This window comes from Paenibacillus sp. MDMC362 (genome assembly GCF_003269305.1).
GTDB lineage: Bacteria > Bacillota > Bacilli > Paenibacillales > Paenibacillaceae > Paenibacillus_AQ.
Genome location: NZ_QLYT01000035.1, coordinates 36,559 through 51,184, shown reverse-complemented (window position 1 = coordinate 51,184; position 14,626 = coordinate 36,559). Strand labels below are relative to the sequence as shown.

The window sequence follows — 14,626 nt, the reverse complement described above, 5'->3', positions numbered from 1 at the left end:
ACGCAGATATGTGCTGATTTCTCTTTTTTAGAATTGTTGATTTATAAGTCGAAACTCTTATAAAATATATGATTTTAAGGGATACAATGATCGCTTTCGGAAAAATAAAAACGTTTCGAATTAATGAAAAAGAGAACGGTAATGACAAAGGAGGATGGGAAATGGCAGATCAACAACTACTTTCTCTGATCGAGCAGATGACGCTGGAGGAGAAAATTGCGCAGCTTATACAACTGGCCGTCCCTTTTTTTGAAGGAGCTCAAGAATCGGGGCAGATCACAGGACCGATGGAGTCGCTTGGCATCACTGATGACATCGTAAGTAATGCAGGCTCCGTACTGGGTTTGGCAGGTGCGGAGGAAGTGATAGCTGTCCAAGAAGCCCATTTGCGCAAGAATCGATTGAAGATTCCGCTGCTGATGATGGCTGATATCGTTCACGGCTTTAAAACGATCTTTCCGGTGCCGCTCGCCATGGGGAGCTCATGGGACCCTGGCCTAGCGGAGCGGAGTGCGGAAATCGCTGCGCGCGAAGCCGCGGTATCCGGCCTGCATGTGACTTTTGCACCGATGGTGGACCTGGCGCGCGATCCCCGCTGGGGACGGGTGATGGAGTCGACCGGTGAAGACCCTTACTTAAACAGTGAATTTGCCAGAGCTTTTGTCAGAGGCTTCCAAGGGGATGATCTAAGCGGCGATCTCAACCGGCTGGCTGCTTGCGTGAAGCACTTTGCCGCATATGGAGCAGGCGAAGGCGGTCGCGATTACAATACGGTGGACATGTCCGAGCGTCAACTGCGGGAATATTACTTGCCTGCGTACAAGGCCGCGCTGGATGAGGGTGTCGAGATGGTCATGACCGCCTTTAATACCGTGGATGGCATACCGGCTACGGGCAATAAACGGCTAATGCGCGATTTGCTCCGCCGCGAATGGGGCTTTGACGGCGTGCTGATCTCCGATTGGGGAGCGGTCAAAGAGCTGATTCCACACGGGGTAGCAGAGGATGAGGCAGAGGCAGCGTTAAGAGCCATCGAAGCGGGCGTGGACATTGAGATGATGACTTCCAGCTATGTTCATCATTTACCGGACATGGTACGAGAAGGCCGGGTAGACGAGAGCCTGATCGATGAAGCGGTGCTGCGCATTCTGTCTTTGAAAAAGCGCCTCGGACTGTTCGTGCGCCCTGTGCGGGGAGCCGATCCGCAGGCGGAGCGGGAGATTGTGTTCTGTGAGGAACATCGTCAGGCGGCCCGGGAAGCCGCGGCGAAATCCTGCGTGCTCCTGAAGAACGATTCCCTGCTGCCGCTGCGCGGCGGGCAGCGCGTAGCCTTGATCGGCCCGTTCGCTGCCAGCGGCGATATCCTTGGTCCTTGGTCCTGGACAGGCTCCAAAGAAGACGCGGTAACGCTGGAGCAGGGATTGCGTTCCAAGCTGTCTCCCGGCGCGCTGACGGTGGCTGAAGGCTGCGGCGTGAACGTCATGACCGGGCAGCAGCTGGAAGAGGCGATGAAGGCTGCAAAAGAAGCCGACGTGATCGTGCTTGCGCTTGGCGAGGATTCCGAGATGAGCGGCGAAGCGGGCAGCCGTGCGATTATAACGCTGCCGCAACCGCAGCTTGAACTGATTCAGCACCTAAAAAAGCTGGATAAGCCGATGGTTGCCGTATTGTTTAACGGCCGTCCGCTGGATCTGCATGGCGTGTGGGATGAGGTTGATGCCGTGCTGGAAGCCTGGTTCCCGGGAAGTGAAGGCGGGGCGGCCATAGCTTCGCTGCTTACGGGCGAGGCGAATCCTTCCGGCCGGCTCAGCATGTCGTTCCCTTATTCCGTTGGGCAGGTGCCGGTCTACTATAACCATTTTAACACCGGCCGTCCGAAGGATGCCCCCGATGCGCAGGTACGCTATGTATCGCAATATTTGGACATTCCGAATGAGCCGCTCCTTCCGTTTGGATTCGGCCTCAGCTATACGGAATTCGTATACGGGAAGATGACGCTGTCATCGGATGAAATGTCCCCGAATCAGCCGCTTGAAATTACGGTTTCGGTGACGAATGCCGGCGATATGGCTGGCGAAGAGGTGATCCAGCTGTACGTTCGCGACCGATTCGGAGAGGTCGTTAGGCCTGTCAGGGAGCTAAAGGCTTTCCGCAAGGTGCTGCTTCAGCCGGGCGAACGACAGGAAATCACGTTTACACTGACCGAAGAGCAGCTGCGCTATCATCACTCGGATCTGTCTTTCATCAGCGATCAGGGCGAGTTCGACATTATGGTCGGAAAGAATAGCCGGGATACGGAGACAAGACGTTTTCGGCTTCGGAAATAACACGACTGACATCATTTATGCAGAATAGGAAGTGAAACTTGTGACAGCCAATCATGTAATGAACGATGCGAAGATTGTACTCAAGGCGGGAGAATTGACGTTTTCCTTTTTGCCTAGCGGTGATCTTTATCAAGCCACTTACGGCACGACGATGATCAATCAACTGCTCTCCAACTCGATTGATGGTTCCCTCAACAATTTGTTTTTGAGAATCCATACTGGAAGCGGCATTGAGGCCTTTCCTATGCTCGGAGTACACTCCAACAGCGTGGTCACTCATGCGGATAACCGGATGATGTGGGAAGGCAGCTTCAAGGGAGTAGATTACAAGGTTTTGTTTACCCCAACGGATACCGGTGCCTGGTTCTGGGACGTCGAGCTTCAGGGGGAAGGGACTCAAGCCGATGTCGTGTATGGACAGGATATCGGCATCGCACATCCGGGCGCCGTTCGTAACAATGAGGCCTATTTGTCCCAGTACATCGACCATGCTGTGTTTCAGCAGGAAGATCTGGGGTATGTCGTGTGCTCCCGTCAAAATCAGCCGCAGGGAGACGTATTCCCCTATCTACAACAAGGAGCGCTGACTTCTGTGGTCGGGTATGCAACGGATGGCTTTCAGTTCTTTGGCCTTTCCTACAAAGAAACGAATCAGGCGGAGGCTTTGACCAAGGAGAGCCTGCCGAATGAGGTATATCAATATGAGTTTGCCTATACGGCTCTGCAGTCGCCTAGCGTTACACTGAATGGTAGCACGGCTCGGTTTGTATTTTACGGCTTGTTTAAGGAGGATCATCCGGAAGCGGTCGCGTCGCTTGAATTCAAGGATGAGGTTCAGGCTGCGTGGCAGCAGGTTGCAGCGAGCCGCTTGACGGAGACGGGCAATCCGCTGCCTCGGATCGAGCGATCCGAGCGTTTCGGGGAGCCTCTGCGCACATTGCCGCTGAAGGAAGACGAGCTGAATACTTTGTATCCTGTACGCCGCCAAGAGGAGCGTGACGGTGAAGAACTCCTCTCGTTCTTCACGGATACCTATGAGCATATCGTTTTGAAGGAGAAGGAGCTCCGCGTAGAGCGTCCGCACGGTCATATCTTGATGAGCGGCAACAATGTGAAGCTGGGCAGCCCTGTCCTTACGACAACCTCCTGCATGTATGGCGTGTTTAATTCCCAACTGGTAACAGGGAACACAAATTTTAACAAAATGATGAGTCATGCGCGGAATGCACTAAACGTGCCTAAGACATCCGGACAGCGGATCTATGTCGAGATGGACGGGGAATATCGCCTTTTGACGATGCCGTCCGTGTTCGAGATCGGCTTTAACTATGTGCGGTGGTACTATAAGACCGAAAGCGATATGCTGATCATTACCAACTTCACGTCTGCCGCGGCATCGGAGGTTACGCTCCAGGTCCGCTCAGAGAGCGGAAGAGCCTACCGTTATTTGGTCACCATGCAGATCACGATGGATGTCAACGAGTATGAAGTGCCATATCATATGTTTAAGGAAGACGGCATCATTACGTTCCGTGCCGATTCGGCTTCGCTCAGCGCTGCCGTGTACAAGGATTTGCATTATCGTCTTGACGTGACGGGAGCCGATATGCAGGTTAAGGACGAAACTTGTCTGGCAAGCAACATCGCGCCTGGCAGTGCCTCTTTAACGGTACTTGAGCTTGGTGAGAGTGTAGAATGGATCATGACGGTACAAGGCAGCCTTGATGCAGTGAACGCTCCGCTTGCGGCGCGGGTGGCCGATGAAGAGATTGCAAGTTACCGCTCATTCTACGCATCTGTCATGAACGGGTTCCATCTTAGCCTGAAGAATGGACAGGAAGACGGCTTGTTCAAGGTGAATGCGCTGGCCTGGTGGTATACGCATAACATGCTCGTTCACTATTCGGTACCGCACGGCCTGGAACAATACGGCGGTGCAGCGTGGGGAACGCGCGATGTATGCCAAGGGCCTGTAGAATATTTTATGGCTACCCATAAATACGAGCAGGTACGCGATATCCTGCTTGAAGTGTACTCCCACCAGTATGAGGATGACGGAAATTGGCCGCAATGGTTCATGTTTGATAAGTACGCTCATATTCAGCAGGAAGAGAGCCACGGCGATATTATCGTATGGCCGCTTAAGGTGCTGGGCGATTATTTGGCTGTCACTAACGATTACAGCATACTGGAGTCTGCCGTTCCATACACGAGAAAGCACGGCTTTGATTTCACCGAGCAGACGTACACCGTGCTTGAGCATGTGAAGAAGCAAATGGCCTATATTCAAAATCATTTCCTTCATGATACCTATCTGTCTTCTTATGGAGACGGGGATTGGGATGATACGCTGCAGCCGGCTAACGCCCAGCTGAAGCAGTTTATGGTCAGCAGCTGGACGGTCGCCTTGACGTATCAGACCTTGAACCAGTTCTCGCGCGTTATGGAAAGAGTGGATCTAGCGATGTCAAGTGCGATAGGTGAACTCGCTGAAGGAATTCAGCGGGATTTTAATATGTATATCCTGAACTCCGAAGTCATTCCGGGCTTTGTCTATATGGAGAGTAAGGAGCAGAGCAGATTCCTGCTGCATCCGTCCGATGAGGAAACGGGAATCCAGTACCGCCTGCTTCCGATGACGCGCAGCATGATCAGCGAGCTGCTGACGCCGGAGCAGGCAGCAAGCCATTATGAGATTATCCGAGAGCAGCTGTTCTGTCCGGACGGCGTGAGATTGATGAACCGTCCAGCCGTATATGCCGGCGGCGTCAGCACACACTTTAAACGGGCGGAGCAGGCGGCGAATTTTGGCCGGGAGATTGGCCTTCAATATGTGCATGCGCACATCCGTTATGTAGAGGCGATGGCCAAGCTCGGCAAGAGCAGCGAGGTTTGGAGCGGGCTTGAGCGCATTAACCCGATCGGCATTGCCGAGGTTGTGCCGAATGCGGAGCTGCGTCAGAGCAATGCTTATTTCAGCAGCTCTGACGGGAAGTTCAACACGCGCTATGAAGCGCAGGAATCGTTTGATGCGCTGCGAAGCGGAAGCGTACCTGTCAAAGGCGGATGGCGGATTTATTCCAGCGGTCCGGGAATCTACATGAATCAATTGATTTCCAATGCGCTTGGTATTCGCGAAGCGGGAGGAGACCTGGTGATTGATCCGGTCCTGCCGAAGACGCTGGATGGCCTGGAGTTCCAATTCAATTACGCTGGAATAGCGGTAACGTTCATTTATCACGTGGATCGTTCCGAGCGGACCCGGATTACGATTAACGGGCAGGATGTAGCAGCGGATACGATCCGGAACCGATATCGCACAGGCGGCGTTCGTATTGCAGGTGCGGATTTCAAACGATTGGCCGGAGAGGGCGACACCGGCTGTGTCGTGGATATTTACGCCTCTATTCATGAACAATAATTCTTGACCCCGTGAAACTCGTCTGCAGGACGCAAACCGGTCTGATATAATAGAGGGAATGGTTAACAAAGCGAGGGATGGCGATGAAGACCCGTCAAGAGACTTTGACCATCCGGTTCTCCGAGATGAAGGATGCTGCTGCACTCATGGAACTCGACGAACTGGTGTGGGATCGCAATACGGCCCCTGCCCCATTGGAGTGGAACTCAAGAGATCATTATCTTCTGCATTGTCCGCCAGGCACACAGCTCGTGGCCTTGCATGAGGGAGAGCTGTGCGGTTACGTCGGATTCCGGTCGCCCACAAACCTTTCCAGTAATCGCCATGTGCTGGAGCTGAATATCGCGGTTCACCCCGCCTATAAACGGCGGGGCATCGGGCAGCGGCTGATCGGTGCCGTGAAGGATATGGCGCGCGCGGAAGGCATTTCGAAGCTGAGGCTGCGGGTGCTGTCCAGCAATCCTGGCGCATTCGCTTTTTACAGGAAGTGCGGGTTTCAGGAAGAGGGCAGGCTGATTCAGGAGTTTTATGTGGATGGACGTTACGTCGATGATATCTTAATGTGCTGCTTCTTATCATGATTGATCACATCATGATATACCTCTACGCCGGGTTACCAAGCGGAAGAGGGATGAAGGGCATAGGGCTGAACAGTCCGGCAGTTTGCCGGGCTGTTTTGTATGTGAAGGCCAACCAGGGTTTCTGGTTGGTCTTATGTTATTTGGTCCGCCACTTAAAAGGGCTTCTGGACAAGGGCACACGCTATTGCATATAGTAGATGAAAAGAAAAAGAAGGCGGAGGTTATTTGCCATGACCATGGGCATTGTATCGCTGAATGTGGGAAAGCCTGTAACGGTTGATTACCAGGGAAAGGACCTGTCCACGGGAATCTATAAGCAGCCTGTGGAGGGCCCCTTGTTTCTAAGCGCATTGAATTTCGAGGGGGATGGTCAGGCCGATCTCGTCAATCACGGCGGTGTGGATAAGGCGGTCTGCGCGTACCCCTCCGAGCATTATCCTTATTGGGAACACTCCTTGGGAAAACAGATGGCGTATGCTGCCTTTGGCGAAAACCTGACGCTGCGGGGGATGCTGGAGGATCGGGTCTGCATCGGGGATGTATACCGGATAGGCGACGCGGTGGTGCAGGTCAGTCAGCCCCGATACCCATGCTTTAAGCTGTCGCAAAAGCATGGCGTGAAAGATATGCCGGCAAGAGTATTGAATACGGGCTACAGCGGGTTTTATTTTCGAGTCCTGGAGGAAGGGGATGTCCATCCCGATTCAGCGGTCACTCAGCTTGAATCCCATGCTTCCGGCATAACGGTGCTGGACGTGCTTCGCATGATGAAGGATGGACGGAAGGATGAACGCGGATTGTCCCGCATGCTGGAGATCGACGTGTTGTCCGCCAGCCTGAAGACGCAATTCGGCAAATGGCTGGAGACCCTGCGGGAGAATCCGGAGTGAGACGATGGTTCTTGCCAGGCTTCTAAGCCAAGGTCAGCCTATCTTCTAGAACACATACATACAACAAAACCGGCATGCGTCCTTATCGTGGGATTCAAGCCGGTTTTGTTCAGGATATAGTGGCTACCTCATCCGCTTCCATTCGCTCTGAATCATGCCGTATACCGCGTGGTTAACATAGCCTTGGGGCAGCTTCTCGGCTTCCCTTATGACTCCCTCCAGCACAAACCCCAGGCGTTCCGGAATGGCCCGACTGCGATGGTTCGCCGTTGCACAGCGGATCTCCACCCGATTCAGGCCCATGCGCATCAGCGCGTGATCCGTGAAGGCGCGGCATGCGCTTGTCATCAGGCCTTGCCCCGTGAAATGCTGATCCAGCCAGTATCCGATACTGACGGAGCGGTTGTTCCAATCGATCTCATGAAACGAGATGGTGCCTGCCAGCTCCTCGCGGACCCAGATGCCGGCCGAGAAGCCGCCGTTCTCGGCCGCTTGCTTCATGGCGCCTTTGATATAATTGACGGTATCGTTGACCTCGGTGACGGCATCCACCCACGGAAGCCACTTGCGGAGGCGGTCCCGGGAACGATCGGTAATCTCGAACATCGCCCGTGCATGCTCTATGGCAAGCGGGCGCAATTCAACATGGTCATCTAATGTGTATCCAAACATAAGGTATCTCCTTTGTTCTCTCGTGAAGTGTATGTAGCTTTAACGAGTCCGCTTCACTTTTTGCTCCAATGCGTAAATATCTTCTTCAAGGGAAATCATACGCTGACTGACAACCGTTCTGCAGTCGCTGAGCGCTTGATTGTATAGATGAGGCCCTAAGGTCTCCGTGAAAAAATCAAGAACACCCTCTGCGGCTAGATGGCCGAGGGTTTCGCCGCGCTCGGTCTCAAAGTATTCCTGAACCAGTCCAATCAGCTGTTCGCGTTGTTCTTTAGGGAATTTGGTAGGTTTCATAAGATGATTGCAGGCCTCCTTCATAGCTGTTTTTCTCTCCATGCTACCCTATTGGCCATTCCCCGTCAAAACGATTTTCGCCGTCACTTTCGGCTATGTGAGAATCTTCTGTTCGCGGGTGATATGCTGGGAGCAGACTGCTTGCCGGAATCCTCATCGCAAGCTGGCAGCTTGCGGCACGGAGGCGCCGATTTCCTTGAACAATCGCGGCATTACAGGTATATTTAAGGGAAACACGTTTATACAGGAGATAGACAGAAATTACAGGACGAAAGGTTGATCAACGTGGAGAACCATCGGGGAACCCCCTCCAATTTCATAAAAAATGTTATTACCGAAGACCTGAAGTCCGGTAAAGTCAAGGAAATCGTTACCCGCTTTCCGCCGGAGCCGAACGGCTACTTGCATATTGGACATGCCAAGGCCATATGGATCAATTTCACACTGGCCGATGAATTCGGCGGACGGACGCACTTGCGGTTCGATGATACGAACCCGGTGAAGGAAGACATTGAGTATGTTAACTCCATTAAGGAGGACGTGAAGTGGCTCGGATTCGATTGGGAAGAGCTGCGGTACGCGTCCGATTATTTTGAAGAGATGTACAGTCGTGCCGTGCTGCTGATTAAGAAACGGAAGGCTTACGTGGATGACCAATCCGCCGACCAAATCCGCGAAACGCGCGGAACCCTGACCGAGCCAGGGCATAATAGTCCATACCGGGATCGCAGCGTGGATGAGAATCTGGATCTGTTCGAGCGGATGCGCAAAGGGGAATTCGCCAACGGCGAGCGCGTGCTGCGCGCCAAGATCGACATGGCTTCGCCGAATATTAATCTGCGGGATCCGGTCATCTACCGGATCTCTCACGCGCATCATCACAATACAGGCGACAAGTGGTGCATTTATCCGATGTACGCTTTTGCCCATCCGCTGGAGGATGCCATTGAAGGGGTTACGCATTCCCTGTGCTCCCTGGAGTTTGAGGATCAGCGCCCGTTCTATGATTGGGTTGTGGCCGAATGCGAGATGGACAGCACGCCGCATCAGTACGAATTCGGACGTCTGAACGTGGCGCAGACGGTTACGAGCAAGCGTAAACTGAAGCAGCTCGTCGACGAGAATGTGGTGGACGGCTGGGATGATCCGCGCATGCCGACGATCTCCGGACTTCGCCGCTTGGGCTATACCCCTGAAGCCATTCGCAACTTCGTGTTTGAGACGGGAATTTCGAAGGCGTACGGCACGGTGGACCGCCAAGTGATGGAACACTTTATCCGCGAGGACCTGAAGCTGAAGGCGCCGCGTACGATGGCTGTGCTGGACCCGCTGAAGGTGGTCATTACGAATTATCCTGAAGGTCAGATCGAATGGCTGGATGCCGAGAACAACACGGAGAATCCGGAGATGGGGATTCGCCAGATTCCGTTCTCGCGCGAGATTTATATTGAGCAGGAGGATTTCATGGAAGATCCTCCGAGCAAATATTTCCGCTTGTTCCCCGGCAACGAGGTCCGTTTGAAGCATGCGTATTTCATCAAGTGCAATGACGTGATCAAAGACGAGAACGGCAAGGTCGTCGAGATCCACTGCACGTATGATCCGGAGACGAAGAGCGGCAGCGGCTTTACCGGACGCAAGGTGAAAGGAACCATTCACTGGGTGGAAGCGACGCAGGCCGTACCTGCTGAATTCCGCCTGTTCGAACCGCTGTTCAAGGACGAAGAGGAAGCAGCCGAATTGGTGCAGGAGGTTGCAGGCGAAGCGGAAGAAGCACCTGCCGAGAAGTCGTTCCTGGACGACATCAACCCGGACTCGCTGCAAATCGTGCAGGGATTCGTGGAACCGAATATGAAGGATGCTGCGCCGCAGGACAAGTTCCAGTTCTTCCGTCATGGATATTTCAACGTCGACTCGAAGTATTCGCAGCCAGGACGTCCCGTATTTAATCGCGTGGTCTCCCTGAAGAGCTCGTTCCAGCTTCCGAAGAACTAAATCAAGATAACGGCATAGGCGGCGCAGAAGAAGTCTCCTGTGCTCTATAACGCAAACAAGACTCGAAGATTCCGTTACAGGATTCATTCGAGTCTTGTTATATTTACCATCTTGGTGAATGGCTTGCGTACAGGACCACGGTCTAACTCGCAGCGTACTCCTCCATCTCGTCGCTATCGAGATCATCCGGATGCAGCGGCTGATACCCGTGCTTGCGAAGATTGTACCACATCCAGCCAAAGCCGATGGCACCCACGATGGCAAGCATCGTGCCGGTTCGGTACATGATCTGCGCCCCGAAGTTCTGGAACATCCAGCCGCCGGCAAGACCGCCGATGACGCCGGATATGCCGCTCCAGCTTAAGGTATAGATCGCTTGTCCGGAAGCGCGATACGGCGTCGGCACAAACAGCATCGTCAGCTGCACGCCGACATAGAAATAGCCGCCGAAGGTTACGCAGTGCAGGAGCTGGATGAATGCCACCTCCAGCGCGCTGTTGGCTTCCGCCATCAGCAGCCAGCGGATGGCGAAGAGCAGGCTGACAATCGTCAGGCAGCCGACCAGGACATTGATTTTTCGTTTCAGGAAGCGGTCAAACAGAATGAAGATCACCACTTCAAATATCGACGAGAAGAAGATCGCAAGGCCGACCATCTGCTTGGTACCGCCAAGCTCCAGGATATATAGGGACATAAAAGTGTTATTGGCTGTGTTCGGGATGGATACCATAATGCCTAACAGGATAAAACAGACAAAATAGGAGTTCAGGAACAGCCTGCTGAGTCCTCTAAGGCTCACCGATGCCGATGCTGTGGTCTTCTGGATGGAGGGCAGCGTGAACATGAACACGGCCGCCACCAGCAGCATAATCGAGAACACGATGGCGATGCGCCCCGACCCGAGCCGATCGATGACAGGCCCTGCAGCGATGGCCGTCAGCGCCCATCCGAGCGAGCCCCATAACCGGAACGAGCCGAACTTGTGTTGCGTTCCCTCAATATAGGTTAGAATCAGCGAATTTGTCTGCGAGAACATCGGAGTCTGGAAGAAATAGAAGAAAATCATTGTCATGTATATCATTGCATAGGTATTCGCCTGAAATACAAGCTGAACCAGTAGCAGCGTACCGGTCATCATGATCAGCAGCACCCGCTTGATGTTTGCCTCCCGATCACCCCAGAATCCCCAGAACGGATTGGCGAAGATGGACACGAATGGCGCGATCGCCATCAGGCTGCCGATTTCGATTTTGCTCATGCCGATGTCTTGCAAATATAGCTGGAAGAAACCGGTGAAGATGACCATGGTTCCGTAAATGAAGAAGTTGAACAGCTTGAGCGATATCAGCGAAGGTTGGGCGTTGTCCGTATTCCGCAAGTGGGGTCATTCCTTTCAAACCGAATACAATCCACAATCGCGGCATCGAAAAAAAGCCGCTTTCCCTTTCAATGTATCACGCATTGAAAAGGGATACAAACCATCTTTTAAATGATTTTCCATTATTCTGGATATTAACCTATAAACTGAATCAAGTTTTTTTACAACGTGTAAGAAAGGCTGGTAGAACATATGAGCGGTCAACCCATCGAAATCGGCTTTTCGCCGGATCAGGTGACGGGTATCGTGCTTGCAGGCGGGGCCTCCCGGAGAATGGGAAGAAACAAGGCGCTCCTGCCCATGCAGGGAATGAGTTTGATCGAGCGAACGGTCCAGGCGCTTGACGAGGTTAGCGGCCGCGTCATCCTGTCCACCAATACCCCAGAGTCTTATCAATTTCTTGGACTGGAATGCGTTCCCGACTTTTATGTCGGTCAGGGCCCGATGGCGGGACTTCATGCCGCGCTCAAGTCCTCCCAAAGCACATGGAATATGGTTGCTGCGTGCGACATGCCCCATATCCATGAGCGTTTCCTTCGGGGATTGCTGAATCTGGCGAATCAGCAGCTCACAGCCGATGCTGTAATTCCTGTTGTAGAAGGCAGGGTGCATCCGCTGCTGGCGGCATATCGCAAAGAAATCGTAGAAGACCTTGAACGCAGGCTGACCAAGGGACAACTTCGCATGGTCGAGTGGGTGAAGGAGCTGAATGCCGTCTTCGTGCACGAGGAGCAATTAGAGGCAATTACGGGCCTTGATCCGCGCAAAATTTTATTTAATATGAACACGCCTGGGGAATACGAGGCAGCAGGCGGCCTGATGAATGCGGACTTGGCTGAGGAAAGATAGCAGAGTTTTATAGCTGAATAAAGGTGTGTAAAAGTCCGACGAAACGGCATTCATCCTAAAAAAATAACCCCGCCAGCTAAATGCTTGGCGGGGATTTTAATATCAACCATATGACTACCTACGGCTATTATAGGCACAGCCGACGGTTTATCCGCCGATCTGTGACATACGCCGGACGGTGGGAGTATGGCTTTGCATTTTTTTCTCGAGCGCGAGCGCCATTTCATGATTCAGCGGTTTGGAACCCAGCGCTTTGCGGAACAGGTTTGCCACCGCGGAAGGATCATCGACGACGCGGCGCACGTTAAATTCGTCGGACCAGTACAGGCAAGCCTTGATGTGCCCGTCAGCCGTCAGCCTGAGGCGGTTGCAGGAATCGCAGAAATGATCGCTGACCGGATGGATCAGACCGAAGGTTCCTGTAGCTCCAACCACCTTCATATTTCGTGAAGGTCCGTTGCCGGATGGCCCTTGCTCTTCCTGAATGGCCCACCCCGCCTCCTGGCACACTTCGGATACCCGGCTCAGCGGCAGATACGAATCTCGCCAGGCGTCGGATGCTTGCCCGATCGGCATGTATTCGATAAAGCGGACATGTAGGGGACGATCGAGCGTCAGCGCGATAAAGTCGCGAATTTCGTCTTCGTTGAAGCCCTTCATTAGAACCATGTTCAGTTTGATGGGATCCAGCCCGGCTTCATAAGCGGCTTCAATGCCTTCCAGAACTTTACGCACTTGACCGCCGCGCGTAATGCGCGCGTAGCGATCCTCGTGAAGCGAATCCAGGCTGATGTTAATCCGGGTAAGTCCGGCTTCCTTAAGCAGGCGAGCTTTGGAGGGGAGCATGATCCCGTTGGTAGTCAGGGATATATCTTGAATTCCTTCAATGGAAGCAATCATATGGACCAAGGATTCCAAATCCTTGCGTACCAGCGGCTCGCCGCCGGTAAGGCGTACTTTGGAGACGCCCATAGGGGCAAGGACGCGCATGATCGCTGCGATCTCTTCATAACTCATAATCTGATCGGGAGGTTGGAATTCCATCCCTTCTTCCGGCATACAATAGACACAACGAAGATTGCATCGATCCGTCACCGAGATACGAATATAATCATGGACCCGACCGAAAGAATCTTTAAGCGGCTCGATCATGGAAATCCCCCTTTATAGCATGCATGGTCACATTGTAGCGATTCCCCGTACGGGAGTCAATGCACCGTTTGAGTCATGCCGGCAGGACAAGCTGCGGCAAAACGGCCATTCTTTTGTGAGAAGAATCACAGAAAACGCTTTCGGGATCCAGTATATTGAAGCTGTGGACAAAAGCTTTCTCCCCTTGAAAGCGAGTAGTGACATTCTAGATTTCCGAAAATTTCCTGAATTTTCCGAAATTTTCGGAAATCATTTCAAACTGCTTTCATTAGACGTTCATCTAAGATATACTGTCAAGGATATCACATCCAACAAGAAAGGTTACCAATAGGAGGTTCGATATGGCGATATCACCTGTTCAAACTTTGGAGGTGCCTGACGTTTGTTACAGATGGCTTGAAAACCGGGGGACGGTCTACGAGCTGCTTATCGATTTTTTGGGCAATTGGCCCAGCTTGTCTATGATTGCGGAATGGAGCCGCGGAAGCGGAATTAGCAAGGCTGCGGAGTGTTCGAAGGCCGCTACGGACCTGATGATCTATTTATGTGGACGTTCACCTGAGGAATTGGTTCGGATTTGCGAATATGAAGGGGCGGAATACCGCCGATTGCTTCAGCAGTCCAAACAGCGTCAGGCGGCAAAGTCTCATTACACGAAGGATGGATGTGCTCAGGATTTAGCTGATTGTTATGCATCCGTCGGTGTTGCCTTTAATAAACTGCACGGGGAAGCGGACGATCATATAGCCATTGAACTGGAGTTTATGACACTGCTTCATGACCGTATGCTGAACAATACGTATTGTGAACATAGCATGCTGCAATTGATGGAGGTTCAAGAGAAGTTTCTGGAGGAGCATCTGTTGTCATGGGTGCCATCCCTCTGCAAGGATCTAAAAGGCTCCACGGAAAGCCCGCTTTATCAGTCGGTGTTCAGTCTGCTCGAGGAGTTCCTCGCACAGGATCTGAACATGCTGAAGACGTGGAAGCATTCCAGGGAAGCTGTGCTGGTGCATTAGCAAGCCAGGACCATATCATAGTCATCAAAAAAAGCCCCGGCTTCCTAA

Annotated in this window: 11 protein-coding genes; 7 read left to right on the top strand and 4 right to left on the bottom strand. The window is 52.7% G+C overall.

From position 1 onward, the window contains the following. The first annotated feature begins 161 nt into the window (after positions 1-161). The 4 genes from DP091_RS17975 (at position 162) to DP091_RS17960 (ending at position 7,219) form a co-directional block, all read left to right on the top strand. The gene (locus tag DP091_RS17975; protein WP_113059579.1) at positions 162-2,327 is read left to right on the top strand and encodes a glycoside hydrolase family 3 N-terminal domain-containing protein; all 2,166 of its coding nucleotides are present in this window, start codon (positions 162-164) and stop codon (positions 2,325-2,327) included. 40 nt (positions 2,328-2,367) lie between these two features. Continuing rightward, entirely contained in the window at positions 2,368-5,748 is a 3,381-nt protein-coding gene (locus tag DP091_RS17970; RefSeq protein WP_113059578.1) for a GH36-type glycosyl hydrolase domain-containing protein, read from the top strand. A gap of 83 nt (positions 5,749-5,831) precedes the next feature. Then, positions 5,832-6,329, top strand: a complete 498-nt coding sequence (locus DP091_RS17965; RefSeq protein ID WP_113059655.1) for a GNAT family N-acetyltransferase — start codon at positions 5,832-5,834, stop codon at positions 6,327-6,329. 230 nt (positions 6,330-6,559) lie between these two features. Next, complete coding sequence (locus DP091_RS17960) at positions 6,560-7,219, top strand: MOSC domain-containing protein (RefSeq protein WP_113059577.1); 660 nt, start codon at positions 6,560-6,562, stop codon at positions 7,217-7,219. Between the two features lie 123 nt (positions 7,220-7,342). On the opposite strand, the gene DP091_RS17955 is transcribed toward DP091_RS17960, so the two are convergent. Both DP091_RS17955 and DP091_RS17950 read right to left on the bottom strand, forming a co-directional pair. Further along, on the bottom strand, positions 7,343-7,891 hold the full coding sequence (locus DP091_RS17955; RefSeq protein WP_113059576.1) for a GNAT family N-acetyltransferase: 549 nt from the start codon (positions 7,889-7,891) through the stop codon (positions 7,343-7,345). Positions 7,892-7,930: 39 nt separating this feature from the next. Then, positions 7,931-8,185, bottom strand: a complete 255-nt coding sequence (locus tag DP091_RS17950) for a DUF2164 domain-containing protein (protein WP_071218900.1) — start codon at positions 8,183-8,185, stop codon at positions 7,931-7,933. A 276-nt stretch (positions 8,186-8,461) separates the two neighbouring features. Here DP091_RS17950 and DP091_RS17945 point away from each other — a divergent pair, with 276 nt between their 5' ends. Then, positions 8,462-10,180, top strand: a complete 1,719-nt coding sequence (locus DP091_RS17945; protein ID WP_113059575.1) for a glutamine--tRNA ligase/YqeY domain fusion protein — start codon at positions 8,462-8,464, stop codon at positions 10,178-10,180. A 142-nt stretch (positions 10,181-10,322) separates the two neighbouring features. Here the strand turns inward: DP091_RS17945 and DP091_RS17940 are convergent, their stop codons facing one another. Continuing rightward, positions 10,323-11,558 (bottom strand): MFS transporter, encoded by a 1,236-nt coding sequence (locus DP091_RS17940; protein WP_113059574.1) that lies wholly within the window; start codon positions 11,556-11,558, stop codon positions 10,323-10,325. Between the two features lie 192 nt (positions 11,559-11,750). Here DP091_RS17940 and mobA point away from each other — a divergent pair, with 192 nt between their 5' ends. Then, positions 11,751-12,407: a molybdenum cofactor guanylyltransferase gene (mobA, locus tag DP091_RS17935; RefSeq protein ID WP_113059573.1), complete on the top strand. Its 657-nt coding sequence runs from the start codon at positions 11,751-11,753 to the stop codon at positions 12,405-12,407. Positions 12,408-12,554: 147 nt separating this feature from the next. On the opposite strand, the gene moaA is transcribed toward mobA, so the two are convergent. Next, a complete protein-coding gene (gene moaA / locus DP091_RS17930; protein ID WP_113059572.1) occupies positions 12,555-13,559 on the bottom strand; it encodes a GTP 3',8-cyclase MoaA in 1,005 nt (334 codons plus the stop codon). A 341-nt stretch (positions 13,560-13,900) separates the two neighbouring features. Here moaA and DP091_RS17920 point away from each other — a divergent pair, with 341 nt between their 5' ends. After that, on the top strand, positions 13,901-14,578 hold the full coding sequence (locus DP091_RS17920) for a TorD/DmsD family molecular chaperone (RefSeq protein ID WP_113059570.1): 678 nt from the start codon (positions 13,901-13,903) through the stop codon (positions 14,576-14,578). Positions 14,579-14,626 lie beyond the last annotated feature (48 nt).